The sequence below is a fragment of the Aestuariispira ectoiniformans genome (assembly GCF_025136295.1).
GTDB lineage: Bacteria > Pseudomonadota > Alphaproteobacteria > UBA8366 > Aestuariispiraceae > Aestuariispira_A > Aestuariispira_A ectoiniformans.
In genome coordinates this window covers 2,038,029-2,064,463 of the sequence record NZ_CP062788.1, presented here as the reverse complement: position 1 = coordinate 2,064,463, position 26,435 = coordinate 2,038,029, and the positions used below count along the sequence as shown (strand labels likewise).

The 26,435-nt window shown below is 55.9% G+C and carries 24 protein-coding genes; 8 read left to right on the top strand and 16 right to left on the bottom strand.

Annotation, left to right across the window (positions count from 1 at the left end; genetic code table 11):
• The first annotated feature begins 8 nt into the window (after window positions 1-8).
• Window positions 9-1,433: a YihY family inner membrane protein gene (locus IF205_RS09845; protein WP_259783115.1), complete on the top strand. Its 1,425-nt coding sequence runs from the start codon at window positions 9-11 to the stop codon at window positions 1,431-1,433.
• A 32-nt stretch (window positions 1,434-1,465) separates the two neighbouring features.
• Here IF205_RS09845 and IF205_RS09840 read toward each other — a convergent pair whose 3' ends face one another.
• Window positions 1,466-2,395, bottom strand: coding sequence for a DnaJ C-terminal domain-containing protein (locus IF205_RS09840; protein WP_259783114.1), 930 nt, complete (start codon window positions 2,393-2,395; stop codon window positions 1,466-1,468).
• Between the two features lie 297 nt (window positions 2,396-2,692).
• Between IF205_RS09840 and pdxH the strand changes: the two genes are divergently transcribed.
• Both pdxH and IF205_RS09830 read left to right on the top strand, forming a co-directional pair.
• Window positions 2,693-3,286 (top strand): pyridoxamine 5'-phosphate oxidase, encoded by a 594-nt coding sequence (gene pdxH, locus IF205_RS09835; protein WP_259783113.1) that lies wholly within the window; start codon window positions 2,693-2,695, stop codon window positions 3,284-3,286.
• Window positions 3,287-3,324: 38 nt separating this feature from the next.
• Window positions 3,325-4,080 (top strand): SDR family NAD(P)-dependent oxidoreductase, encoded by a 756-nt coding sequence (locus IF205_RS09830; RefSeq protein WP_259783112.1) that lies wholly within the window; start codon window positions 3,325-3,327, stop codon window positions 4,078-4,080.
• An 80-nt stretch (window positions 4,081-4,160) separates the two neighbouring features.
• Here IF205_RS09830 and IF205_RS09825 read toward each other — a convergent pair whose 3' ends face one another.
• The 7 genes from IF205_RS09825 to IF205_RS09795 form a co-directional block, all read right to left on the bottom strand.
• Entirely contained in the window at window positions 4,161-4,706 is a 546-nt protein-coding gene (locus IF205_RS09825; RefSeq protein WP_259783111.1) for a hypothetical protein, read from the bottom strand.
• A 355-nt stretch (window positions 4,707-5,061) separates the two neighbouring features.
• Window positions 5,062-5,913: an ABC transporter permease gene (locus IF205_RS09820; RefSeq protein ID WP_259783110.1), complete on the bottom strand. Its 852-nt coding sequence runs from the start codon at window positions 5,911-5,913 to the stop codon at window positions 5,062-5,064.
• A gap of 4 nt (window positions 5,914-5,917) precedes the next feature.
• On the bottom strand, window positions 5,918-7,180 hold the full coding sequence (locus tag IF205_RS09815; protein WP_259783109.1) for an ABC transporter permease: 1,263 nt from the start codon (window positions 7,178-7,180) through the stop codon (window positions 5,918-5,920).
• 114 nt (window positions 7,181-7,294) lie between these two features.
• The gene (locus tag IF205_RS09810; protein WP_259783108.1) at window positions 7,295-8,389 is read right to left on the bottom strand and encodes an ABC transporter substrate-binding protein; all 1,095 of its coding nucleotides are present in this window, start codon (window positions 8,387-8,389) and stop codon (window positions 7,295-7,297) included.
• Between the two features lie 154 nt (window positions 8,390-8,543).
• Window positions 8,544-9,638, bottom strand: a complete 1,095-nt coding sequence (locus IF205_RS09805) for an ABC transporter ATP-binding protein (RefSeq protein WP_259783107.1) — start codon at window positions 9,636-9,638, stop codon at window positions 8,544-8,546.
• A 541-nt stretch (window positions 9,639-10,179) separates the two neighbouring features.
• Window positions 10,180-11,400, bottom strand: coding sequence for a 5-aminolevulinate synthase (hemA, locus tag IF205_RS09800; RefSeq protein WP_259783106.1), 1,221 nt, complete (start codon window positions 11,398-11,400; stop codon window positions 10,180-10,182).
• A 236-nt stretch (window positions 11,401-11,636) separates the two neighbouring features.
• Window positions 11,637-13,028, bottom strand: a complete 1,392-nt coding sequence (locus IF205_RS09795; protein ID WP_259783105.1) for an aspartate aminotransferase family protein — start codon at window positions 13,026-13,028, stop codon at window positions 11,637-11,639.
• Window positions 13,029-13,303: 275 nt separating this feature from the next.
• Between IF205_RS09795 and IF205_RS09790 the strand changes: the two genes are divergently transcribed.
• A complete protein-coding gene (locus tag IF205_RS09790) occupies window positions 13,304-14,227 on the top strand; it encodes a ribokinase (protein ID WP_259783104.1) in 924 nt (307 codons plus the stop codon).
• A 12-nt stretch (window positions 14,228-14,239) separates the two neighbouring features.
• Here the strand turns inward: IF205_RS09790 and IF205_RS09785 are convergent, their stop codons facing one another.
• The 3 genes from IF205_RS09785 to IF205_RS09775 all read right to left on the bottom strand — a co-directional run bounded on the left by IF205_RS09785 (window position 14,240) and on the right by IF205_RS09775 (window position 17,817).
• On the bottom strand, window positions 14,240-14,785 hold the full coding sequence (locus IF205_RS09785) for a GNAT family N-acetyltransferase (protein ID WP_259783103.1): 546 nt from the start codon (window positions 14,783-14,785) through the stop codon (window positions 14,240-14,242).
• A gap of 12 nt (window positions 14,786-14,797) precedes the next feature.
• Window positions 14,798-16,129 carry a S41 family peptidase gene (locus tag IF205_RS09780; protein ID WP_259783102.1) on the bottom strand — a complete coding sequence of 444 codons (1,332 nt, stop codon included), beginning with the start codon at window positions 16,127-16,129 and terminating at the stop codon, window positions 14,798-14,800.
• A gap of 104 nt (window positions 16,130-16,233) precedes the next feature.
• Window positions 16,234-17,817, bottom strand: coding sequence for a tetratricopeptide repeat protein (locus IF205_RS09775; protein WP_259783101.1), 1,584 nt, complete (start codon window positions 17,815-17,817; stop codon window positions 16,234-16,236).
• 110 nt (window positions 17,818-17,927) lie between these two features.
• Here IF205_RS09775 and IF205_RS09770 point away from each other — a divergent pair, with 110 nt between their 5' ends.
• The gene (locus IF205_RS09770) at window positions 17,928-18,314 is read left to right on the top strand and encodes a DUF6165 family protein (protein ID WP_259783100.1); all 387 of its coding nucleotides are present in this window, start codon (window positions 17,928-17,930) and stop codon (window positions 18,312-18,314) included.
• A gap of 1 nt (window position 18,315) precedes the next feature.
• Here IF205_RS09770 and IF205_RS09765 read toward each other — a convergent pair whose 3' ends face one another.
• The 5 genes from IF205_RS09765 to IF205_RS09745 all read right to left on the bottom strand — a co-directional run bounded on the left by IF205_RS09765 (window position 18,316) and on the right by IF205_RS09745 (window position 23,524).
• The gene (locus IF205_RS09765) at window positions 18,316-18,978 is read right to left on the bottom strand and encodes a class I SAM-dependent methyltransferase (protein ID WP_259783099.1); all 663 of its coding nucleotides are present in this window, start codon (window positions 18,976-18,978) and stop codon (window positions 18,316-18,318) included.
• 137 nt (window positions 18,979-19,115) lie between these two features.
• On the bottom strand, window positions 19,116-20,090 hold the full coding sequence (locus IF205_RS09760; RefSeq protein WP_259783098.1) for a hypothetical protein: 975 nt from the start codon (window positions 20,088-20,090) through the stop codon (window positions 19,116-19,118).
• A 70-nt stretch (window positions 20,091-20,160) separates the two neighbouring features.
• Window positions 20,161-20,916, bottom strand: a complete 756-nt coding sequence (locus tag IF205_RS09755; RefSeq protein ID WP_259783097.1) for a hypothetical protein — start codon at window positions 20,914-20,916, stop codon at window positions 20,161-20,163.
• Between the two features lie 15 nt (window positions 20,917-20,931).
• The gene (locus IF205_RS09750) at window positions 20,932-22,185 is read right to left on the bottom strand and encodes a hypothetical protein (protein WP_259783096.1); all 1,254 of its coding nucleotides are present in this window, start codon (window positions 22,183-22,185) and stop codon (window positions 20,932-20,934) included.
• Window positions 22,175-23,524, bottom strand: a complete 1,350-nt coding sequence (locus tag IF205_RS09745) for a hypothetical protein (protein ID WP_259783095.1) — start codon at window positions 23,522-23,524, stop codon at window positions 22,175-22,177. Before IF205_RS09745 ends, IF205_RS09750 begins: the two co-directional genes overlap by 11 nt.
• A 352-nt stretch (window positions 23,525-23,876) precedes the next feature.
• On the opposite strand from IF205_RS09745, the gene IF205_RS09740 reads away from it, so the two are divergent.
• The 3 genes from IF205_RS09740 (at window position 23,877) to IF205_RS09730 (ending at window position 26,386) form a co-directional block, all read left to right on the top strand.
• Window positions 23,877-24,719: a ferritin-like domain-containing protein gene (locus IF205_RS09740; protein WP_259783094.1), complete on the top strand. Its 843-nt coding sequence runs from the start codon at window positions 23,877-23,879 to the stop codon at window positions 24,717-24,719.
• 321 nt (window positions 24,720-25,040) lie between these two features.
• The gene (locus IF205_RS09735; RefSeq protein ID WP_259783093.1) at window positions 25,041-25,799 is read left to right on the top strand and encodes a Crp/Fnr family transcriptional regulator; all 759 of its coding nucleotides are present in this window, start codon (window positions 25,041-25,043) and stop codon (window positions 25,797-25,799) included.
• Between the two features lie 65 nt (window positions 25,800-25,864).
• Complete coding sequence (locus tag IF205_RS09730; RefSeq protein ID WP_259783092.1) at window positions 25,865-26,386, top strand: Hsp20/alpha crystallin family protein; 522 nt, start codon at window positions 25,865-25,867, stop codon at window positions 26,384-26,386.
• The last annotated feature ends 49 nt before the right edge of the window (window positions 26,387-26,435 follow it).

The window sequence follows — 26,435 nt, the reverse complement described above, 5'->3', positions numbered from 1 at the left end:
CGGTCACAATGGTAAAAACGGTGGCCCAACAGCCGGAACCGGCCCCGAAGCGCCCCCAGAAGACGCCTTCGGAACGGTCCGGCTTTCTACGCGATATAGTCGGCTTCACAAGTTATGTGTTCCAGCGATTCGCCCAGGATGGCATGCAACAGAAGGCCGCCGCCCTGACCTTCACCTCGCTGTTGGCCCTTGTGCCGTTGCTGGCGATCAGCTTTGCCATTTTCGCAGCCTTCCCGGCCTTCGAGCGAATCAAGGGACAGGTCCACAGCTTTCTGTTTCAGAATTTCATTCCCGAAGTCGGCAGCACCGTCCAACAGCATCTGGAATCCTTCACCGCAAAGACCGGCAGCCTGACCGCCATCGGGGTAATCTTCCTCGGTGTGACTGCCATCATGCTGCTCATGACCATCAGCAATACGTTCAACGAAATCTGGCGCGCGAAACGCCAACGCGGCGTTGTTTCCCGTCTGCTCGTCTTCTGGGCCCTGCTGACCCTCGCCCCGTTGTTCTTCGGTGCCAGCCTGTCGATCAGCAGTTATCTCTTCACATTGGCCCAGGCCAGCGGTGTCGAGAGCTATACGGGCGAGCTTGCCCGTCTCGCCGGGGTTCTTCCTTTCCTGTTGCAGGCCTGCGGTTTCACAATCCTGTTTCTTGTCGTCCCGAATTTCCCCGTCAGCCGTATGGATGCCGTCATCGGCGGCATAATCGCCAGCACCCTGCTGGAACTTCTCAAGAGGGCCTTCGGCCTCTATGTCACCAGCTTCCCGACCTATCAGACGATCTATGGCGCGATGGCGACCATCCCGATTTTCCTGATGTGGGTTTATTTCTCATGGAATGTCGTCCTGTTCAGCGCCGAATTAACAGCGGCCCTGCCGGAATGGCGGTCCGGAGGACGACAGCTTAATGTCCGCAACCTGTCTCCGATTGCCAAACTGGAGGCGGCACTAGCCGTTCTCGATCAGCTAAACCAGGCGTCAAAGATGGGAACCGGCATAGGGGCCAAACGGCTGTCCACCCAATGCCGCCTCGGGCCCAGTATAATGACCTGGGCGCTCAACACGCTGGAAGACAGGAAGTATGTGATAAAGGGCGACAATGGCCGCTGGCATCTGTCGCGGGACCTGGACCAGCGCAGCCTGCGCGCCCTGGCGGACGAGTTAGGGGTAACCCTGTTACCTAATCTTTCCCCGGCCCAGGCGCATCACCCTTGGGCACATCGCCTCCGCGCGCAGCTCACGGTTCTGCGGGAGGACGAAAAGGACCTGATGGACATTTCCCTGAAACAGTTGCTTGCCAACAAGCAACCGCATGAGGATTTCCCCGAAACCGCCCCGGTTCAGGTAGCGGCGCCGGAACCGGCACAGAAATCAACAACCTGGAAACGCATCGTCGCCCTCATCACACTGGGTGCACTCAGCAGCACCCAGTAGTGACAACGGGCCGGTCATTCGGAAGGACGGGGTTAGTCCCCATCCATGCCCAGTTTCTTGCGGACGTCATAATCATAGTCCTTGGACCATGATTTCACGAACTCGACGAGTTCCTTGTCCGGTTTCTCCGGCAGCATCACTTTCAGCCGGACATATTGGTCACCGGCATTGCCCTTCGAAGGGTTAATGCCCTTGCCGCGCAGGCGTAACGTCGTGCCGGTATTGGCCCCTGTGGGCACGGTCACGGAGACCTTGCCCCAAATTGTCGGGACCGTGATTTTCCCGCCAAGAACGGCCTCTGACAGGGTGACGGGAACATCCAGAAAGATGTCGTTTCCGTCCCGTTCAAAATGGTCATGAGTGTCTACATGGATTTCCACATAGGCATCCCCTGCAGGCCCGCCGCCAAAGCCCGGCGTCCCCTTTTCGCGCAGGCGCAGGGTCTGTCCGTCGGTTGTTCCGGGCGGGATATTGACCTCGACAAAGCTGCCGTCGTGCATTTTTAAACGGCGTTTCCCACCGCGCGCGGCCTCCAGGAAGGGAACGCGAACGGTATAGTTGACGTCCTGGCCTTTCATCCGGACACGGCGGCCACCGCGTCCCTGCTGGGCACGCCCACGTCCGAACAGGTCGGAAAAGATATCCTCCGCCCCGCCAAAACCGCCGCCGCCAAACCCGCCACCGCCGAAGCCGCCTCCGCCATAGCCGAAGTCAGCCCGGGGTGAACCGTCCGCGTTGATTTCGCCACGATCGAACTGCGCGCGCTTTTCCTTGTCGGACAACAGGTTATAGGCCTGCGAAACTTCCTTGAAACGCTGCTCAACAATAGGGTCATTAGGGTTCAGATCGGGGTGCAATTCCTTCGCCAATGTGCGATAGGCCTTCTTGATATCGGCCTCCGTGGAATCTCTCGCCACACCCAGGACGTCATACGGATCTTTCATCGTGCTCGCGTAAGCCACCTTATTTATCCATCACTTACAGTCGCGGCCACATCGGCCGCCCGCCCACATTAAAGCGATTTGTCCCATCCGCCAATTTCTAGATAAGAAAAAGTCATGCAAGTTCCAAGCCCGTCACTACATTAATTCTCTCTAATTTTCTTGTTGTTTCGGTGATATGGGACCATTTGGGGTTCAACATGCGGCAAATATGGGCCTTGAGCCGCCTTAACAGGCGTATAGTATGAGCGGAAGAACTGGAATCGGATCCACCCTATTCCTAAATATAGCTTTCATTGATAGGGCCAATAGCGCGACATGGAACTGAAAACAGAAAACCCATTCCAGCTTTTCGAACAGTGGTTGGACGAAGCGAAGGAAAGCGAGCCGAACGATCCCAATGCCATGGCTTTGGCAACGGCGGACTCAACAGGACAGCCTTCTGTGCGCATGGTCCTGCTGAAGGATGTGGATGAACGCGGTTTTGTCTTCTATACCAACCTGGAAAGCAACAAAGGGCACGACCTGGCGGAAAACCCGAAGGCCGGCCTGCTATTCCATTGGAAAAGCAAACGCCGTCAGGTCCGCGTGAAAGGTTTGGTTGAGGCCGTCTCTCCGGAAGAGGCTGACGCCTATTTCGCCTCCCGCGCAAGAGGCAGCCAGATCGGGGCCTGGGCAAGTGACCAGTCCCGCCCACTGGAAAGCAAATTCGCCCTTGAGAAGCGGGTTGCCAAATATGCCGCCCAATTCGGCATCGGCACCGTACCGCGCCCCGAACATTGGTCCGGCTTCCGGATTGTCCCGCAGTACATCGAATTCTGGCAGGATGGAAAGTTCCGCCTGCATGATCGTTTTGTTTTCACGCGCGAAGACAGCCAAAGCCCCTGGCAGATTGACCGCCTTTATCCGTAACACGCATTGGCACACATATAGACTGGGATAGTCCTCTCATGACCGAAGATATGCGGAAATCCGTTATCCTTACCGGGGCCAGCCGGGGTATTGGCCACTCCACCGTCAAACGGTTTTCCGACGAAGGCTGGCGGATCATTACCTGCTCCCGCGATGACATTCCGCCTCATTGCAAGGCCGATCCGAACTGGACCCATCATATTCCGACCAATCTTGCGGACCCGGCGTCGGTTCAGGCCTTCATCGACCAGGCCAACGAGATTCTGCACGGTGCACCGTTGCATGCGCTGGTCAACAATGCCGCTATATCTCCGAAAACACCTTACAAGGAACGATTGGGGTGCCTGAATGGCGACGCCGACCGCTGGCGTGAAGTCTTCGAGTTGAACTTCTTTACCCCGCTGACCCTGTGCCGCGGTTTTGCAGCCGCCCTGGGGCGCGGCGCCAAGGCCGGGGGTGCCGGGGTGGTGAATATTACCTCCATCGCGGGCCACGCCATCCACCCCTTTGCCGGGTCGGCCTATTCCACATCCAAGGCCGCCTTGTCGGCTTTGACGCGTGAACTCGCAGTCGAATTTGCGGAACTGGGTGTACGTGTCAATGCTGTCGCCCCCGGTGAGATCGCAACGGAAATGATTGGTCCGGAATATGAACCGCTGATCAACCGCATCCCGATGAAACGTATGGGAACGCCGGAAGAGGTCGCGGCTTGCGTCTACCAACTTTGCAACAGTGACTTCAACTATGTCACTGGCACGGAAGTATTCGTGACGGGCGGACAGCACGTCTACTGACGGTATGTTTCACCGTACCGGTACACGGCACCCAAGGCAGGTATCGGTACGGCATTCCTTCCAAAGGATAAGGCCGGCTGTCAGGCCGCGTTTTCCAACTGTGCCTCAAGGTCATTCAGCCAGGCAATCCGCGCGTTGACCTGATCGATATCCAAGGCAAGCGAACCGGCCAGGGCTCCCTCGGCATGGGATTTTTGCAACGCTTCCAGTCTCGCCAGTTCCGATTGCGCCAATTCCCGCAGCAGATCGATCTGGTCCAGTTGCTGTTCCTTCGGAACTTCAAAGAGAAAGCGCAGCTTGAGCGCCATGACCAGACGTCCCGTATCATCAAGCGGCGCGCGGAGGCTGGCGTCCATAAGGTCCAGAAAGTCCTGCCGCCCGCTTTCGGTAATCACCATCTCCGTATCGTCAGCAACGGAGGAGCCTTCCGCCGGGGCGATCAGCCCTTCAAGCCGCAGAATTTCAAGGGACGAGCCGAGCAAGTCCAAGGACGGGCCGACAATGCGCGTCACGAAATGCCGGATATCCTGGGCAAGATCCGCGTAAGTCATCGCACCTGCCGCCAGGCGTCCCAGCGCCGCAAGGCGCACAGCCTCTGTCGAGACCAATGACTTATCCTGATACATGGAAACCTTTCCTCTTCGCCGGAAGTGAAGTCGACCTGCAAAAATATAGGACGAGTTGCCCGAGGATAAAAGACCTATTGCGATCCATTCGCAACAAAATAGAATTTCATTTCAAATCCCCACCCCAAAACAAGAAAAGGCGGGCCAATGGCCCGCCTCAGATTGATGAAAAACCCCCTGTTTTTTGAGCAGGGGGTTTTCTCATGGTGGAAATTGGGCATTTGATTCCTGTTTGTTCACCCTCTGACTCTGGAACGTTCAGGGAATCTTGCTTGATTTTTTGACGCCTGACCTTTGTCAGCAGTCTGAGGCGGGCCAATGGCCCGCCTTCATCTCTGGTTTATCTGCACCAGGCTTAGCCCGGTGACATGCCACGAATACGCTCACTACGTCGACGCAGCAGTTCCAGCGTGGTCAGCAGGCACACGGAAATCAGAACCAGCAAAGTCGCCACCGCCAAGATGGTCGGGCTGATCGATTCGCGAATACCCGACCACATCTGGATCGGCACCGTACGCTGTTGCGGACCGGACAGGAACAGGATCACGACAACTTCGTCAAAGCTTGTGATGAAGGCAAACAGAGCACCGGAGACAACACCGGGCGTTACCAACGGCAGGATAACTTTGAAAAATGTGTTCGTCGGGTGAGACCCCAGGCTGGCCGCGGCCCGCGTCAGGCTCTGGTCAAAGCCGGTCAGCGTCGCCGTCACCGTGATGATCACAAAGGGAAGGCCCAGAGCCGTATGCGCCAGGATCACGCCTGCGTAGGTTTGCGCCAGGCCGATCTTCGAATAGAAGAAGAACATGCCAGCCGCAGAAATAATCAGCGGCACGATCATCGGCGAGATGAGCAAGCCCATAATCAGGTTCTTGAAGGGCATGAACCGACTGGAAAGGCCAAGCGCGGCAACAGTACCCAACGTGGTCGACAGGATCGTCGAAGCGATTGCGATGATAAAACTATTCTCAATCGACGACATCCAGCGTGTCGACTCCAGGAAATCATTATACCACCGAAGGGAATAGGCTGCGGGATCCAGATGCAGCATGCCCGACGTGAAGGTGAAATACGGCTCTGCATTGAAGGACAGAGGAATAATCACCAGCAACGGCCCGACAAGGAACAGGAAGATAAGGGCACAGATGACGCGGAAGGTGTAATACCATACACGTTCCAGCGGTGATGCATGAACAGGTACTGCCATTGTCTTATCCCAACTTCATATTGTCGATGCCGACGACACGGTTGTACAGGAGGTAGAAGACCAACACGATCCCCAGCAGAATGGACCCGATCGCGGCCGCCAGGCCCCAGTTCAGGGAGACATTCATGTGGTAGGCGATGAAGTTGGTAATGAAGCGACCGGTCTGACCGCCAACCAACGCCGGCGTGATGTAGTAACCGATGGACAGGATGAAGACCAGGATGCCACCTGCCCCGATACCGGACAGGGTCTGCGGTACATAAACCTTCCAGAAGGCTGTCCATGGCGTAGCGCCGAGAGAACGGGCCGCACGCATATACGACGGCGGAATCGTTTTCATCACACTGTAAAGCGGCAAGATCATGAATGGCAGCAGAATATGCGTCATCGCGATCAACGTACCGGTCTGGTTATGGATCATCTGGAGACGGTTGTCGTCATCGATCAGGCCAATGGCCACGAAGATATCGTTCAACACGCCCTGCGATTGCAGGATGGCAATCCAGGTAGTGGTACGAACCAAGAGGGACGTCCAGAACGGCAGCAGCACCAGGATCATCAGCAGGTTGGAATGCCGCAACGGCAACGTCGCCAGCAGAAACGATACCGGGTATCCAAACAAGAGGCATAGCAGCGTAATTGCGCCACTCATCCAGAATGTCCGGTAGAACAGATCAACGTAAATGCTCTGTTCGTCCGGTTTCGAGATGATATCCCCTGCATCGTTGTAGGTCATATCAAGCGCAGAAAGGAAATAGCTCAACGTATAGGCACCGGATTCGCGTTTGATGACCCGCCAGATTTCCTGGTCACCCCAACGCTTGTCCAAGCCGATAAGACCGTCCTTATAAGGAGGTCCTTCAAGACGTTTCACCTTACGGGCCGAGCGCGTGATCAAGCTGCGTGCGCCGCCCATTTCATAGTTCAACCGGGAGCCAACGCGGCCAATCGTATGGGCTTCGCGTCCCGCTTTGAGGTCTTCGAACATTGCAGCATAAACAGGCTCGGAAGGCACGCCTTCACCGTCCCACTCCTGAATAGCCTCAATGGTGTTCGGCAAATATTCAACAACTTCGCTGTTCTCGACACTCCGGAACAGCATATCCCCAATGGGAAGCAGGAAGCTCACCACGAGAAAGACGAAAAGAGGCAGAACAAGCGTCACAGCTTTGATCTGGTTACGCCTTTCAGCACGACGAAGGCTCGCCTTGAGCGGCATTCCATCCGCCGTCGTCATCGGGCTATCCACAGTGTCCACTTGGGCCACGGGCGCTCTCCTTCTAATACAAGACCTGGATATTGGTCAGAATACGTAAAAATTTACGAAAGAATAAATGGTAGTGCGGGGCACATAATAGTGCCCCGCAATCCAATTCTGACCTTAGCTAGCCAACCAAGCGTTGAAACGCTCGGTCAGTTCGTCCAGGTGGTCTGCCCAGAACTCGTCATTCTTCGGAATGGCGTGAGCAAAGTTCGGGCCGTAGGTCGGCATATGCGGTTTCATGTCGATGCCGGTATCGGCATGCGTGGAAACCATTGCCGCGGAGCTGGCGCGAGCCGGACCATAGGAGATGTATTTGGCCTGGTCAGCCAGACGCTGGGTGTCGGTGGCATAGACCAGGAAGTCCTTGATCTTGTCCAGCTTGCCTTTCGGCACAACCCAACCGTCCAGTTCGAAGACCTGCCCGTCCCAGATCAGCTTGAACGGCTGTTTTTCAACGACCATGGCGTTGAACATACGACCGTTATAGCCGGAAGCGAAAGCCACTTCCTTGTCGGCCAGAAGCTGCGGAGCCTGTGCGCCTTCTTCCCACCAGATCACATCGTTCTTGATCGTGTCCAGTTTGGCGAAAGCACGGTCAACACCTTCCGGCGTGGACAGAACGTCATAGACCTTCTTCGGATCAACACCGTCTGCGACCAGAGCCCATTCCAGGTTGTTGATCGGCTTTTTCTGCAGGGCGCGTTTGCCCGGGAAGTTCTTCACGTCGAAAACGTCGGCCATGGTGGACGGCATTTTACCGTCGAACATTTCGGTGTTGTAACCGATCAGCGTGGAATAGACGATTTCCGGAACAAAGCACTCGCTCAGAGAGCCTTTGATGAAGTCTTCGCTCGGCATTTTGCCGTCCGGGGATTTGGCAAAGAGGTTGTCGTGATCCAGCGGCTCGATCAGGCCTTCGTCACAAGCGATGATCGCTTCGGACGGCAGCATGTCGACCAGATCCCAAACAACGTTGCCAGCTTCGACCTGAGCACGCAGACCGGACAGAGCGGTCTGTGCCTTGTTTTCGAAGATGATGTTCGTGCCCGGATGCTCTTTCATATATGGCTCGGAGTAAGCGCGTTTCTGACTCATTTCATATGCGCCACCCCAGGAAACCACGACCAGGTCCTCTGCCTGCGCGGCGACACTACCCATAACGGACAGCGCAACACCGGCAGTCAGTGCGGACTTCAAAATTGCCTTTTTCATTCGTAAGCCTCTCCTAGTAAGTTTAGTTCTTCACGTCCTCCCGCAGAGGATCGCGATCCTTCAATCGCAAAGCAGTTGGTTACCCTTCCTCACGGCTTGATATTTTTTTTCCGCCAGGAAACTGCTTTGCGGCAATTCGTGCAGCACCGGATGCTTATGCGTCCAGTGCTCGACAATCCTCGGCTTCCCAGCCAAGGGTAACTTCTTCGCCGACCTTCAGGCTCGCGTGACCGGAAGCATTCGGGATTTTCACAACGAAATCATCATTGCCCGAAACCGATACGCGGGTCCGAATATGGTCGCCCAGATAGATCAGTTCCTGAACCTTGGCTGGGCAGCGGTTCGGCGCCACACCCTCACCAGGGTTGACCGTCACACGCTCCGGACGCAGCGACAGGGTCGTGCGGGAACCAACGCCATCCACATTGACCTTCAGGGCTTTGACGACACCGCCACCGCCATCGAGGTTGACCATGCAGAAGTCGTCGTTTTCCTCTTTGACTTCACCCGTCAGGCGGTTGTTTTCACCGATAAAGGCGGCGACAAACGCATTTTCCGGACGCTCATACAACTCATCCGGTGCGGCGAGCTGCTGAATAATGCCATCCTCAAAGACTGCAATACGGCTGGACATGGTCAGGGCTTCGGACTGGTCATGGGTCACATAGACCATGCTGACCCCGAGCGATTCATGAATATGCTTGATCTCGTACTGCATTTCCTCGCGCAGGTTTTTATCCAGCGCGCCAAGCGGTTCGTCCATGAGGACCAGGTCCGGTTCGAACACCAGCGCGCGCGCCACGGCGACACGCTGCTGCTGACCACCGGAAAGCTGCGCAGGACGACGATTGCCGAATTCCGGCAAGCGCACCATTTCCAGCGCCTTCTTGACCTTGTCTCCCGCATCGGCCTTTGAGAACCCACGCACCGTCAACGGAAAAGCGAGGTTTTCCGCAACAGTCATATGGGGGAACAAGGCATAGTTCTGGAAAACCATCCCGATACCGCGTTTGTGCGGCGGCACTGTATTGATGGGGTCGCCGTTCAGCAAAATCTGACCGTAGGTTGGGACCTCGAAGCCGGCCAACATCATCAGCACGGTCGTTTTGCCGGAACCCGACGGGCCAAGCATAGTCAGGAATTCACCCCGGCGCACATCGAGGTTCAGATCCTTGACCACCAAGTTTTCGCCGTCGTAGCTCTTTTGGACGCCATCAAATACAACAATATTTTCAGATGAATCAGACATGAACTCTTATTTACCCCTGTTCGGCAGGATATTAGTTAGCAATAAACTAATTTTTAATTGAAGAAACTGGTGGTTCGTGAATCGCACCCGACCTAACACTGCTAGCTCCCTGTGTTGGGGCAATTTTTTACCGCCCCGTTTTCTTTTTTTTGTTTTTTCAGCCTACCGCACGTCAAAAACGATGTGAAGGCTCATTCTGTTATTTTTATCATTCCGGCAACACACTTGTAACTTGGGACGACATATTTCGACAAAAATGCGACAAGCGCTTAAGTCTTTGCGTCATCCCACAGCGGCAAATGCGCCAACACCGATGTTTAGTATAAGTTTCGGTCTCTTTGGGTCAACCGGGCAGAATTTTATTTCTCAACATTTTAGACAGCTTTTGCCGAAAAAAATTCGACAGCAAATAGTTTTTTCAGCAAAAAATTCTATAACTAGCATTTGACAGGAAATGAACCTTCGGCCCGAACAAAAAAAAGAGCTTCGCCCGTCAGGCAAAGCTCTTTTGGATTTGGGGTTGATGCGAAGTACTGGAAGATCAGGCCGCGCGTTTCAGGCTCAACACATCCCAGACGTCACAAAGCGCATCCACCAGAACATCCATCTTTTCATCGTCATGAATAGGCGACGGTGTCAGACGAATCCGCTCCGTCCCTCTTGGAACGGTCGGATAGTTGATCGGTTGCACATAGATTTTATGGCGGTCCATCAGCAAATCCGTCACCTGCTTGCAGGCCACCGGATCACCAACCAGAAGCGGCACGATGTGGCAGACACTGGGCATCACGGGGAAGCCCGCCGCCTTCAACTTGCGTTTCAGGGTTGCCGCGCGCTGCTGATGGCGCTGACGGATCAGATCATCATCCTTCAAAATCCGGACACTTTCCAATGCCCCGGCAGCAACGGTCGGCGGCAGGGCTGTCGTAAAGATAAAGCCCGCACCGAAGGAACGGATAAAATCAACGACATCCTTCTTGGCCGCGATATAGCCGCCGATAACGCCAAATGCCTTGCCCAGGGTTCCCTGGATAATGTCGATATCGTCCATGACACCGTCGCGTTCGGCCACACCGGCGCCGTGTTCGCCATACATCCCTACCGCGTGAACTTCATCCAGGAAGGTCATGGCGTTGTATTTCTTGGCAACGGCAATGATATCGGCCAGAGGCGCGATATCGCCATCCATCGAATAGACGGATTCAAAAATCACGATCTTTGGAACTTCCGGGTCATCCTGGCTCAACAGGCGTTCCAGGTCTGCCACGTCATTATGCTTCCAGATGCGCTTTTGCGCGCGGGACTGGCGAATCCCCTCGATCATCGAGTTGTGGTTCAGCTCATCGGAATAGAGAATGCAGTTGTCGATTTCCCGGCCCAGGGTCATCAGGGTGGTCAGGTTCGCAACATAGCCGGATGTGAAGATAAGCGCCGCTTCCTTGTTATGAAGGTCGGCCAGTTCACGCTCCAGGAGGACATGGTAATGGTTGGTGCCAGAGATATTCCGGGTACCGCCCGCCCCCGCGCCGCATGTGTCCAGCGCCGTTTTCATCGCCTCGATCACCCGGGGATTCTGACCCATTCCGAGATAGTCATTGGAACACCAGACGGTGATCCCCTCGATTGCGGGCGCTTCCGGCTCGGGATACCAGTTCGCCATCGGGAATGCGCCGACGCTACGCTCCAGCTCCGCAAAGATACGGTACCGTCCTTCATCCTTGATCGCACCCAGTCGATCAGCAAAGAAATTATCGTAGTCCATCGGGCAATCCCATCCAATTAATCGACCTGTCAGCCTGTTCTTTGCCGGAATTTTACCGCAACATCGCGACAATCAACAGACTTTATGCTCTAGGCCCTCATTTCATCCGAGCGGGCAGAGCCTAACAGACCCGCTTGGTCTTGATCCTTGTTCCATGTCAATATTCCCACGGGCACTCAAAAAGCAAGGAGGCGCATTGACGCGCCCCCTTAACCCCCCAAACCTGACTGTCAGGCTCAACCTTTCCAGTGGCCTTCCGTCTTCAGCCACTCGGCGGTTTCTTCCAGGGCCTTGGTAAAGCCGTCCACGACCATATCCAATTCCTCGCCGGTAATCACCAGCGGGGGAGAGAATGCAATGGCATCTCCCATCATGGCCCGCAGGATTACGCCATGTTCCTGCGCCCGGGCGACAAGCTGTGCGGCAACGCCCAGTTTCGGATCGAAGTTTTCACGCGTGTCTTTATTGGCAACCAGTTCGACCGCGCCGATCAGCCCCATCCCCCGAACTTCGCCGACCAACGGGTGATCCGCCAGTTTGCGCAGGCCGTCCTGCAGATGCGGTGCAACGGCATTCACATGCGACAGGATATCGCGTTCCTCATAGATCTTGAGGGTTTCCACCGCAACGGCCGCGGCGACGGGATGGCCGGAATAGGTGTAGCCGTGGCCGAAGGTGCCGATCTTGCCGGAATTTTTCGTCACGACATCGGCAACCTTGCTGTTCACCAGCGTCGCGGAAATGGGCAGATATGCCGAAGACAAGGCCTTTGCCACTGACATGATGTCCGGTTCAATACCGAACTGCTCACAGCCGAACATCTTTCCGGTACGGCCAAAGCCGCAGATCACTTCATCGGCAACCATCAGGATGTCGTATTTCTTCAGGACCGCCAGGACTTTTTCGAAATAGGTCTTGGGCGGCACAATCACGCCACCAGCCCCCATGATCGGCTCTGCAATGAAGGCCGCGACCGTATCCGGACCCTCGTCCAGGATCATCTGTTCGAGGCTTTCCACCATGCGGGTTGCGAACGCCTCTTCGCTTTCCTCCTTCCGGCCGAACCGGTAGTAATGCGGACAATCCGTATGCAGGATACCGTCAATCGGCAGATCGAAGTCGATATGGTTCGCCGGCAACCCCGTCATGCTGGCCGCAGCAACCGTCACACCGTGATAGCCTTTGGTGCGGGCAATGATCTTCTTCTTATTCGGACGGCCCAGCGCATTATTGTAGTACCAGACGATCTTGACGACCGTGTCGTTGGCCTCGGAACCGGAGTTGTTGAAAAAGGCCTGGGCCATGTCGCCCGGTGCCATCTTCACAAGACGTTCCGCCAGATCGATGGCGGGATGCGTGCTTTTATGCGCGAAGAGATGCGAATAAGGCAGGTCATGAAACTGTTTGACCGCCGCATCAATCAGGCGCTGCTCGCCATAGCCCAAAGACGTGCACCACAGACCGGCCATGCCTTCGATATAGCGTTTGCCGCTATCATCCGTCACCCAGACGCCTTCGCCCTTTTCAAGGATCAAAGGGCCGACTTCCTTATGCTTTTCCTGGTTCGTATAGGGGTGCATCACATAAGCGATGTCACGGCTGGCAGGTGAATTTCCGACGTCCGACATATCCGGTCTCCCAGACTAGAATGAAATATGAGTTATAGTTTTTCTCCGGCAGGCTTGAGGCTCTCCCGGAACCGTTTCCCACTCTATACAGGCTGTGAAGTGCCGACAAGACTTGTGATCACATTTCAACATGAGACCGGCTTCAACGTCGCTTTTTGCGCAACCCGCAATCGCGATATTTTTTCACCGGAAAGCCTCTTTTCTTTCCCCTGCCCCGAATCCGGCCTACTATCCCCGGCAAAATAAAATCGCGACACCAGTCTGTGGGGAACATCATGATTACGGTATTCGGCTCCATCAACCTCGACATTGTCATGCCCGTGGACACGTTGCCTGAACCGGGAGAAACGGTGCTTGGGCACGACTACCTGATGATCCCCGGCGGCAAAGGGGCCAACCAGGCCTGTGCCACCGCTCTGGCGGGATCACAAACCCATATGTTTGGCCAGGTCGGCGATGACGGTTTCGCAACAGAGGCCCTGCGCCTTCTGGACGAAAACGGCGTAGACTTGTCAGGCGTCGTGCATGGGGAGCACCCCACCGGTTGCGCGACCATTTGGGTCGATGCCAGTGGCGAGAATGAAATCGTGGTGGCGTCCGGCGCGAATATGCAGGTCAATGCCAGGGATGTGCCGGACAGCGCCCTGACCAAAGATCATTATCTGCTGCTGCAAATGGAGATCGACCCCAAGCAGAACTGGGCCCTGATCGAGCGCGCCCATGCAAGGGGCACCAAGACCATGCTCAGCGTCGCCCCGGCGGGTATCGTTCCGGAGAATATCCTGGAAAAGGTCGATATCCTGCTGTTCAACGAGTTGGAAGGTCAGGCCGTCGCACGCAATGTCGGCATGGACGAACCCACCCCGACCCGCCTGCCCCGGGCCATGTCCGAACGATATGACCTGACCTGTATCCTGACAATGGGCGGTGCGGGGGCACTCTGCTGTGGCCCTGACGGGGCCTGGTCGGTTCCGGCCTTGCCGATCTCTCCCGTAGACAGCACCGGTGCGGGCGATGCCTTTGCCGGCACGCTGGCCGCCAATCTGGATCAGGGCCGCCCCATCGACGAAGCCCTGCGCTGGGCCGCAGTCACAAGCGGCATTACCTGCCGGACAAAAGGCAGCCAGAATACGATTCCCAGTAAAGATGACGTTGCACGGGAGTTGGATCAACTTCCGGCGATCAAGAAACTGGCCTAGCCTGTTCCTGGCCTAGACGGGCAGGTTTGCGATTGACGCCAGGGCCTGTCCGTCTGCCCGGTAACATAACCGGTGCAGCTTGAAGCCATCCGCACATAGCCCGTCGAAGAATGGACGGGCGTTAAAATCCAGACGCCTCACCTGCCAGTCGATCCGCGGCCAGCCCTGATTGAGGCAAAGCCGCGCCAGCGCCACCATCATGGCGGTGCCAAGCTTGTTCCGGCGGGCTTCCTTTTCCACAAAGATGTGGCGCATAAAGACGCAGGGCGCAGCCAACAGGCCATCGTAGGCCAGGCTGAACATCGCCATTCCTTTCGGGCTTCCGTCGACTTCCACAATCACTGCCTGGAAATAACTGTCACCCGCCGGGCCGTGCTGTTCCAGGCGCTGAACAAGATCGTCAGGAGGCGCGATGCTTTCATCCGCCTCCCCCTCGGCCAATTCAACCGACCGCTCTTCTTCAGCCAATGCGCGCAGATAACCTGCCAGCAGCGTGGAATCCTTCCCCACAGCAAGTCTTACATTCACATTCGTCAAGCTGGCCTTCTCGTCGGTCATGCTCTGCCCCGGTTACTCTGCTGCGGCCCCGGCATCCCAGATGACTTCCGGGCCGCCGGACAGTTCAACCACAAGGCTGAGCGCCTCGCGAAGCTGCATATCCTTGGTCTCGCCTTCCGGCTGCTCAACAACCATATCCGGTACAATCCCACCTTCCACGGAACGCCCTGAAGGGGTGAAATAAAGGGCCGTAGTCAGTTTCAGGCCGTCGCCATGGTTCAGGTTAAATATCCGCTGGACAGAGCCTTTGCCATAGCTGCGTTCGCCAATCAGGATGCCGCGGCCACTATCCTGCAACGCGCCGGAGACGATTTCCGATGCAGAGGCACTGCCGCCGTTGATCAACACAACCAAAGGCAGGCCATGGGCAAGATCGCCACCGGATGCCGTCTGCACATCGCTGTCACGGCGTCCTTTGGTGGATACGATGACACCATCGCTCATAAACACATCCGATACCCCCACGGCCTCCTGAAGGTAACCGCCCGGATTGCTGCGCAGGTCCAGGACAAAGCCGTCGAGCCGGTCACCGAGTTGCGCCTCGATGTCTTCAACCGCCTCACGCACCTGGGCGGCAGTATCTTCCTGGAATTTGACGATCCGGATATAACCGACGGTATCTTCCAGATGCCAACGGACCGGATGAGATTTGATAATGTCCCTTGTCAACGTGACCGTGAACGGCTCCTTGCCTTCACGTTCAATCCGCAATTCAACGGCGGTGCCAACGCGCCCCCGCAGCATCCGGACCGCATCCCGCAATTCCAGGGGGTCAATCGCCACGCCGTTGGCATGGGTGATCACATCGCCGGGTTTCAGCCCGGCCTTATCCGCCGGTGTCCCCTCGATCGGTGAAATCACCGTCAAACGGCCACTGCGCTTTGTCACTTCAATCCCCAACCCGCCAAAAGCGCCACGGGTATCTTCATTGAAGGAACGGAAGTCTTCCGGGCTCATATAAACACTATAAGGGTCCAGAGACGACAGCATTGCCTCGGTCGCGGCAATGTCCAGATCCTTCCCGGAGACCTTAACCGGTTTGGGGAATTCCTTTTTAATGCCCTGGGTTGCCGCCAGCACAAGGCTCCGCCCTTCGACGGGGTGGACATAGTCGCTTTGAACAACCTGATAAACCGTTGCAAACAGATTGAAATCCGGGCCCGCAGCGCCCTGGGATGCGACCCTCGGGTCAATTGACGCCGCCAGATCCGTTGCCGCACGGCGGGCTTCAAGTCCCGGTCGCGGGATCGGACTGCCGCAACCAACAGCCAGGGCCAGCAGAATACCAATAGCGGCAGTCACAGTCGCAGTTGATTTAAGACGTGCGTACGGCGAGGTTTTCAATCTAATTTCCTATCGAACAGACAAAGGCAAAATACTGGCAAGAGCAATAACGTCACAGACAAGATATCGCGATTCGACCCGAATCAACGTAGCCTCGGCAACGACTAATCCGCACCGGCTGACTTCTGCTGCAATATGCGGTGTAATCGCTCGATTACGTCTTGCCAATTGCCACGTTCATTTTGACGAAGCAAGGTCATGTCGCGATACCAAATACTATCCGGCTGGTCCAGCATCCACCGCCATTCCGGTGCATATTTCAACAATATATATGTAGGCACGCCAATGGCCCCCGCCAAATGCGCCGCTGCGGTATCTGACGAAACCATTATATCCAGGTTTGAGATGACCGCGGCGGTATCCACGAAGGCATCCGGTCCATTGTCGATTTCCTCCCCCAGGTCCAGGACATTGACGGGAAGGTCACTTGCGACGATCTCGTCCCGACCATGAAACTTCTGCAGCAGGATAAACTGACAGCCGTCCAGATCGAATAACTGCCGCAACACACTGAACGTTATGGAGCGTCCGACCTCCGCCTGCGACCTGGGATCGCCCTGCCAGACCAGTCCGACCCGCAGGCCCGACTTGGGCCCCAGCCTTTCTGACCATTTTTCACGGGCTTCCGGTGGTATCGCCAAATACGGCCCGTCCGCAATTGTGTCAGCCTCCGCCCCGAGGTGCAGAGGAAGGCTCATCAACGCCACATGATAGTCCGCCTCTCCTTCGCCCGGCGCGACAAAGGCGTCGATACCCTCTACCTCTTGCATCAGAACGCGCAATTTCGGGCGAACCTGAAACAGGACCCGTGCGCCCATCCCCTGAAGCGGCTTCAGGAAACGGCTGAACTGGATGCAATCCCCAAAGCCCTGTTCGTCATGGACAAGGATCGTCTTACCCGCCAGCGGCTGTCCGGTCCAAAGCTGGCCGGGCACGGCTGGTCGTCCGGCATCAGGTCGATCCCAACGGCTTTCATAATTGGCAAAGCCCTGCTTGAAATCCCCCACCGTCAACTGGTTCTGCGCCAGGGAGAACCTGGCGACTGCATTGCCCGGCTCGCGCGTCAAAATATCCCCTAAAACGGAATTGGCTTTGTCCAGTTGCCTGCTGTCCCGATAGGCAATCGCAAGGGGGATTGAAACGGCGGGACCATGTTGCGGATCATTATAGACCACCTCGTAACTGCCGATAGCCTCCTCCAGGCGGCCCAAGGCAGAACAGGCATAGCCCAGCCATGTATGCACGAGACAATCATCGGGCGTATGACCGGCGGCCTTCCGGAGAAACGGCAGGGCCTCTTCGGCGCGCTGCATCTTGACCAGCAGCATCCCGAGGTTCACCAGCGTATCCTGACGATCGGGGGCAACGTCCAGCACGCGGTATTGTGCGGCAACAGCTTCCTCATTCCGCTCCTGCGCAGTCAGGACATTGGCATGGATCGCCAGTGTATCGACATTTTCAGGCTGCAAAGCCAGCAACCGGCGGAGGTAGCCCTCTGCCCGCGTCAAATCCCCATGTTTCAGGACTGTCTGCGCCAGGGGGGTCAACAAGCCAATCGTGTCACCGAACCGGTTCAATCCCTGAAAGCAAAGCTGGGCCACCTCTTTATCCGCGCCTGCGGCCTGCAACCGCGCCGCCTCTGCCTCGACACGGCGCAAAATGCCCTCATCTGGCGACGTCTGGCTCATTTTGCCTCTCGAAACATCATTGCGGATACCCTCGACTTAGTTTTTGCGCGCTATCGCCAATCAAGCTAGGCTAGCCGTTGCTAGCGCGCAACCATATTGGAATAAGGCAAATGTCTGTAACGGTGCCCGTCTCCTGGGGGGAATTGATCGACAAGATCACCATTCTGGAAATCAAGCTTGCAAAGCTTCAGGACGAGGCCGCGCTTTGCAACGTCCGCAAGGAATATGAGGCCCTTTGCGCCGTCCGGGACGAGGCCTCATCGCAGCAGGAGGAACTCTCCGGTTTGGCGGCCGAGCTGCTGGATATCAATCAGACACTCTGGACGATTGAAGATGATATCCGTGATTGCGAACGCGACGGGGAATTTGGCGACAGATTCGTCAGGCTGGCCCGGTCCGTCTATCATACAAATGACCGACGCGCCGCCGTGAAGCGGCGCATCAACGAGGTCATGCAGTCAGAGTTTTTTGAAGAAAAGTCCTACGCGTCTTACTGATCTAACGCTTGCGCGCCATGGTCACCCCATCGCCGATGGGAACCATACATAGGGAAACGCGCTCATCCCGGGCGACCTTGTCGTTGAAGGCCCGGATTGCTTTCGTTAGGTTTTCCTGATCGGCAGGGTCCGCAACACGGCCACTCCACAGGACGTTATCCACCATAATCAGACCGCCCGGACGCAACAGGCGCAGGCATCCGTCGAAATAGGTCCCGTAGTTGCCCTTGTCCGCATCGATAAAGGCCAGATCGAATGTGCCTTCCCCCTCTTCCTCGATCAGGGCATTGAGGCTGCTTACGCCATCTCCCAGCCGTAGGCTGATACGATCCGCCACGCCTGCTTCCTGCCAATAGCGTTGTGCAACCGCCGCAGTTTCGTCATTCCGGTCAAGGGCATAGAGCGCCCCGTCGTCCGGCATGGCCATGGCGACACAGAGCGAGCTGTAACCGGTAAAGACGCCGATCTCAACGGCACGGCGCGGCGCCAGCAGTTCGGTCAACATGGTCATGAAAGCCCCCTGCTCCGGCGCAATCTGCATCTGCGCGCCCGACAAGGTTGCGGTTTCCTCCCGAAGACGGCGCAGGATATCCGGCTCCCGAACGGCCTTGTCCAGCAGATAATCCCGAACGGTTTCCCCCAGGCCCAAAGTTTCCCGGCTCATGACAGTTTCTCCCTATTGGCAGCTCCACATAACAGCGCCCACAATACATCCGGCTCCCTGCCTGCCAAGCCCCTTAAAAAACAAACGGCCGGGACAAAAATCGTCCCGACCGCGATACAGACATATATCCTGTCCGATCAGTTATAGCGCGCAGTTTCATCCTCTGATCGGGGCCGCTCGTCAGTATTGACGATCTTATCCAGAATGATCCTGCCGTTACTGACCTGCAAACTGATCTGGCGATCCATATCAAACCCCATATCCGTCAACAGGATCGTCAGCCATTCGTCCAATTTGACCGCCGGGGCACGGCTCAAATATTCGTATTTGCGAACCACAGAGCCTTTCTCCAGCAGATCATGGGAGACGTAGCCGGGAAACTCCTCAGCCATGACACTGACGATCGTCAGGGCCTCACGCGTGTCGAATGCATTCATTTCCAGAGTATAGCCGGTAACCAGCCCCTGATCATATTTCGAGGCCCCACCTGCAGACGCCTGCTGCTGGCCGCCTTCGGTCAGATAGGCCAGTTTCTTACCCAGCACATCACCCAGATTCATGGCAATGGTGCGGGCCTTCTTGCCGACGACCTCGCTCACGCAGACGGAATTGCAATCCGCAGGTGCCGGATAGGCCGCCGGGGCCAACTCGAAGGTGTCGAGGAAGGTATTGCTGGCAATGTCATAAATCTCGCCATCCACGCGGGTCGTAATCTTGTTTGAGAAACCGAGGTTCTTGATCGTTGCATGAATGCGGAACAGGACCATTGCCCGCGAACGAAGATTTCCGCGCCCTGCACTATTTGCCAGTTTGGCCGCCTGCACCAATTCGACTTTCGGACGTCGATCGCGAACTTTCCATCCCAGGTCCGCCGCCAGAAATTCTTCATCCACCATCCGAAAATCATAGCGCTGCATGCTGCCCTTGAGGGCGGCAAGAACACGTTTATAAATATCGCTGGACCGTTTGACACTGGCCGGATCGGAATCCTCGCCCATGACGATCACCGGGATTCCGGTACCGGCCCGGGCCATGGCAGGGCTGCTAAAACCACCCGCGAGCCCTGCAGCCATAAGTCCTGCAGCAACGACAAGATTACGAAAGGCAAACATCCAATTCCCCCTGAAAAACCACGTCTACCAGCGCAATGAAAGGCAAAGGGCCTTTTTTGGCAAGCAGCCCTTAAAACGGATCATCATTGTCCATCTGAACGGCCACAATTTGCGATCCCCGTCTGTTGATCACCTCCCGCCTTGCCGCCAGAGCCTCTTCAAAATCCTTGGTTTCGCGCATCACAGCGACAATTTCTTCCGACCGGCTGATATTCGTGGACCAGGCCATAACCGTGCTGGGAATGGAGGTAAGTGTATTCATGTTTTCATACACATTGCCCCTCGAAAGGGCGGCCAGCGTCTTCTCTCGCACCGATGTCTGGGCAAGACGATAGGCCAGACTAACCGCACCAGCCGTGGCTTTGGTCTGAACGTAATTGGCCAGTTGGAACTTCTCCCCTGCCTTGACCAGTTGGGCCCGGGCCTGTGGCGTCAATTCATCAATACGGGTGTTGCGGATTTTCGCCTGCAGCCGCCGCGCATATTGGTCGCTTTCTTCCAGTGCGCGGGCGGAATCATTGGCCGCCCCCGAAAAGCCATCCGACTCCGCAACGACAAGGCGCAGATCTTCCAGCTTTCTTTCCACCCCCTCCTCCTTGAGGTCCAGGGCAGAATAGGCAACCTTCAGCCCGTCCAGGTATTCAGCCGTCGCTGACTTTACCAGGCCTGTGGTCACCACAACTGTCTGCACCGCGGACTTATTGGCGAAAGTTCCACGGCCCGACATTGTATTCAGGGTTTCCTCAACCAGAGCCCTGCCGCTGACACAACTGCTGGTCAACAGCACAGCCCCCAGTAAAACTGCAATCTTTGCCTTATATTTCATCCCTGCCGCCCCATCCTAGAACGTAACCTGTATCAGGTTTCCATTAATCTTATAGTCGACGGATGGATAATCCGCCGCCAACCTATCCAGCACCGTACCGAGCAAATCCTCCAACCCGGCCAGATCCCCCCGGTAAGCGATATTGAATTTGGAAACATCATCCCCGTCGCTGCGCCCCTTTTTCAAAACGGCGCCACCAACCTGCAATCCCTTTATCAGAGGTCTCAATTGCTTACGGTTGCTGGTAAGATTGGTCACAACAACATTATAAATCTGCCCTTCGGCCTGCATCTTTGCAGCGGCTTTACGGATTTGCGCCGCCAGCGCGGTTGCATTGCCCTCAAGGCTGTAGATCATCGCCTTGCGAATGGCTGCCTCTCTGGTCGGACCTTTCTGCAGGCCGGTATTGGTTGTGGTCGCAACGGTCCCCATACCATTCACCGCGACCAGTTCCAGATAGCTTGAAACCTGTGCCACATGTCCAGGCCCCTGCGGATCGCGACCGATATAGCGCACATCGGACTGCCCGGTGAGCAGCAGGTCAAAGCTTTGCAGTTCCGCCTGATCCAACGCGTTCAGGGACATTTGCAAGGCCTGATGCACTGCTTCACGTACATATTGCGCTGTCTGCGCGGAATCACCGGTCACGGCACCATCACTTTGCACGTCACCGGTGACCGCCTGCCACTGCGGGATTTCCTGACGGGCAAAGATCGTTGCAACCGGGTCCAGGCTGACCAGTTCCACATTGTATTTGCGCAGCGCCTGTCCCAGAGCCGTTAACGATTCCTTGGTATCAAAACCGGCATCTTCGGCGACTTTGCCATCCACAAGGAAACGCATAACCGCCCCGATCGGGCTCAGTTGGCGATCATGAACCTGGATCGACGCCGCCAGTTTGCCCTCCACAACCTCTTGCAGTCGGCTTTGGTCGATAACCGCACGAAGGGACACTTCACATTGCCCCAAAGCATTCATGCTTTTCTTCCGCAGCTTGATGGACTTGAGCACCGTTCGATCGGCCAGCAATGTCGGAATGGCGCTTTCTGCCTGTGCCCGCCCGGTCATGCCCGACATAGCCTGACGCAGCGCCTGAGCCACAGCATCCTGTGCGGCTTCCTGATAGCAGTGCTGATCATTCCCCCGGTTATCGGCCAGACCGGTTGCGACAATTGGCACGACAGCGGCGTCCGCAGCAACTGCCCACAGGCATGCTGCAAAAAGAACAGATGCGACTTTGCCGCCGGATTTGATTACCTCAGTGAACATGTCTCGCCATCGCCTGTATCGCATTCATGACCGCAATAATACCGTAGCCCCGCTGATAGTCCGCAGTCGGCGCGGTGCCCTTATCTTTTGCGCTGCGCATCTGGCTGACCGGTTCGGCATCCTTCACATAGGCATAGCTGCCCTTTGCCTCACGCATCGCGGTGGAACAACTGCCGGGGGCCGCAGACCAATCCGCCTTCAGGTAAGCCTTATAGCCGCGATAGGAAACGTATTTTGTCTTTCCGCCCAAGTCCTTTTGCAAAATTCCGGTCAGGGTAACATCCACCTTACGATCTGCCAGCGCAGGCGCCAGAACCAGCGCCAGTTGATTGTCCAACTGGCTCAGCCCCCCTGCGGCGTTGATGCGCAAAACGCTGGCATTCATTTTCAACTGCTCGCGCGCGCTCTCGCCCCAGACGGCCCAACTGGCCGGAGGCAGGGTTGCATGCCCGGCTTTCGTCAGTTGCTCTGTCACCCCCTGCGCCAGCAGGCCAGTCATGGCATGACAGGTCTGGTCATCCGCGGCACATTGCGACATAGCACTGCATAGGTCACCGGGCGCGTTGTCAGCGACCTGCCGAAACCCGAACAGCGCCCGCGTTGCCGGGTCCTTGATAGACACCCGTGTGACAATATCCATCTCCGGATAGCCGCCCTCCAACCTGCCGCTCAGATGACGCAGCTTTTCGTGGGCTTGGCCCACTGCATCCTCGTATACCTTCGCAAAACGCCGCAGCCGCAACGCCTCTCCTTCACCGGCCTTGGTATATTTCTCACGCACAACCAGCTCGGAAAGCGCTGGGGCGGCCAGAACAATGCGCCCACTTCCCGCCTGGGACAGGGTTGCAGTCACCGACGCGATGTAATGCTTGTCGGCAAAGCGCCCCTGCGATGTATCCTTGACCAAGGGGACATAGGCCTCAAAGGAACCGACGAAGGATAGAACCAGATTCGTCTCGTCGCGAAGCTGCATGGCGATGGTGTCGGCCCCGATCTCTCCCGGGGAAACACCAAGGCTTCCGGCCAGAGCTTCCTTGAGTGACGCATCACCGGTAATGACCGGATAGCTGGACAGATTGTGTATTTGTCCCCGGACTTGCCGAAAAGCGGATACAGCCAGCGGGTTTTGTGGGGTTACACCGACCCGCTTTTCAATAATTGCCGCCAGCGCGGGTTGCGCCTGTTTGCTCAAATAGCCCACACCACCGTAAAAAATCAGCAGGTCATCGCTATCGAAAGCGGCGGGCTGATCAAGCTGCAGGTCCGGCAGCAGGAGGTCGGCGTTGCTCTCAGCAATCGCAGGCGCGGTAAAAAGCAGGGTCGCGCAGAAACTTCCCATCAGCAATTTCCCGCTAACGGGCGAAAATCCGTCCTTTGGCATTGATGCCACCCATCCCCCCCCAGGCAACCAGATTAATTATCAGAATATTCCTTTGAGAAGTCAACGAAGCCCACCATCGGCATTGGAAGATAGTTAGAGGACATGAAAAGCCCGGCGGCCTTTTTAGCCGCCCTTTCCATTTCTCACAGAATAAAGATCGGGGTTTCCCGCGACCATGAGACCGCGAGGGCCGCCTGAACGATAGGGGAACGAGTTGATCGTGATCATTTTTTAACCACGCAGCAGTGGCTATTATTCAGGCAATCAGTGCTCTTTCTTCACAACGCCTTATCATGGGAACTTAAGTGGCATGCCCCTCTTCTTGAATGGTTCAGGCATAAGAGGATTTGAAACACCCGATGAGCTGCTTTGCATCGCAGCCGAGATTGAGCATAACGCCGCCATCCAATATCGCTATCTCGCCTCGGAAATGGCCCGATATGGCAACGAGCAGGCGGCAGAAATCTTCTCCAGCCTTGCCGAAGAGGAGGAAAAGCACGCCATAACGGTGGAACGCTTCCAAACAGGAAAAAGCCAGTCACCGACAAAATCCAAACATACGCTCGCCGGAGAAGCCGGAGGCATTCAGGAATGGGAACGCGAGGATCACAGCCCCCGGACCCTCACACCGCTGGAGGCTTTTGACCTTGCTGTGCACAACGAGAAACGCGCGCTCTCCTTCTTCATCCATATCGCGGCGCATGGCGAAGACGCGGCCATTTGCAACACCGCCGAAAGACTTGCCGCAGAGGAACTGAAGCATTTGTCTTTCATCAGACGGGAACGCCACTCTATACAACAGACCTTGCCCGATGCCGCAGGAAAGGTGGAAGCAAATCAACCCAGCGACCCGCCTCGCCTGTTCGATAACCTGATGCAAAGCGCCGCAAATCTTTGCAGCCTCGCGAAAACTGAAAAGAAAACGGACTTGGGAAATCTTGTCGGCACAATCCTGAACAAAGCAGCCGACAAAAAACCAGCACACATTGACCTATCGGTCTCACAGGCACTGGCCGCGCATATTACCGATGTGAACCAATACTGCGACCAAATCATCAGCGAGATTGAAAAGGGCCGCCCCATTCCTGAAGTAATTACCTGGCTGAAATATCTTTCCCGATTGCAGAACGCCGCAAATCCCGACCTGCTCTAAGACCGAGGTTCTCAACAAATCGCCCCTTTACCGCACCCAGCTTTCCTGAACAGCCTTCCGGCATCACTGGACATCTGTCCGCAGATTGCGATATGCTTCACAAAACACTAATATTAATTGGCATCACAAAAAATACAGTAATTATTTGATTTTCAAACAGTTTCCCTCACGGTTTGGATTTTTATTTATTTCAAAATTCTGACATAATTGGAAACTTATAATATTTCTTATCGTTTGATACGCATCAATGATTTCAAGATTTCGATCTCGCATATTTAACCTGATCGCAATCTAACTAATGAACTAACAGGGCTAAAGCAAATGGGTGACGCCACGTGTCGGGCCGGGGGGCATTCCCCCCAAGTCAGTTCGTTTTTTTCCAACGCCCCCTGGAGGCAGTTTGACTCACAGCCATCCGGTGTTGCCGTCCGGCAGCGTGGCAGCGATATCTTTCGCCAGGACGACAGGGCACAGAGTTTCTGTTCACTGGAAAGCGGCTGGATATGCCTCTACCATTTATATGAGGACGGGCGGCGGCAAATCGTCGACTTCGCGGTGCAGGGCGACCTTGTCGGCGTCCATATGTCACGGTCGGAACATTATGATTCCACCGCCCACGCCATAACGGACACGGTCTTGATGTTCGTGGACAACGGCAGGCTGGACGATTTGGAAAAGAAGCAGGATCAGACGGCAATCAACCGCATTCTCCATTATATTCTGCAGGAAAATCACAGACTGCATCAGCGTCTCACCGCAATATCCTCCCTTTCCGCAGAGGAACGCATTGCCTTTACGGTTCTTGACCTGTTCCTGCGCATTCGAAGGCGTCCTGCACGCAGCGGAGACCGCATCAGGATGCCTCTCACGCAGCAGATGATCGGTGAATCCACCGGCCTCACATCCATCCATGTCAACAGGATGCTTCGAAAATTGCGGGACAGGCATGTTGTGGCACTCAAGGATGGATGGCTGACGATTGAACAGCCCATGGACCTTCAACGCATGGCGCATCTTGATATCAACGCCTATGAGAGCATTTGCGCGGACGCGTCAAACGTCAGGCTTAATGCAGATTAATCCATGCCCTCTCCGCTTTGGCTATCGTGTTTCCCAACAGATAACCAACTTTGGAGATTCATAAAATGCCCAAGCAGTCGTCTGTTCCGGTACACAAGCCGACGGAACCCCCGTCATCCCCCTTCGCACATATGCGGGACGATCTGGACCGGTTGTTTGGTGATTTCATGTCCCTAGCCCCCATGAGACAGCGCCTGTTCAACCTGGACCGTGAGTCCGGCTGGCCAACGCTGGGCTGGAAGGAATTTCATGCCGCTGACCTGGTGGAAAAGAACGGTGGCTATGAAATTGACATCGAAGTGCCCGGCTATGCCGAGAAGGATATTGAAGTCTCCCTTGCGAACGGACAATTGACGGTCCGTGGAGAAACCAAGGAAGAAAAAGAGGAAGAAGATAAACATTATCACCTGAGCGAACGCAGCCATCAGTCTTTCCAGCGCAGCTTCACGTTGCCGGATGGTGTTGACCGCGACCATATCGAGGCCAAGCTCAGCAAAGGCCTCCTTATAATCAACATCCCCAAAAGCAAGGAAAGCCTGGAGAAGGACAAACCGCAGAAAATTGCGGTAAAGGCCGGCAAGAAATAGCCCGTAGCCCCACCACCCCTGACAACTGGGAGGAGGTATCGCGCCTCCT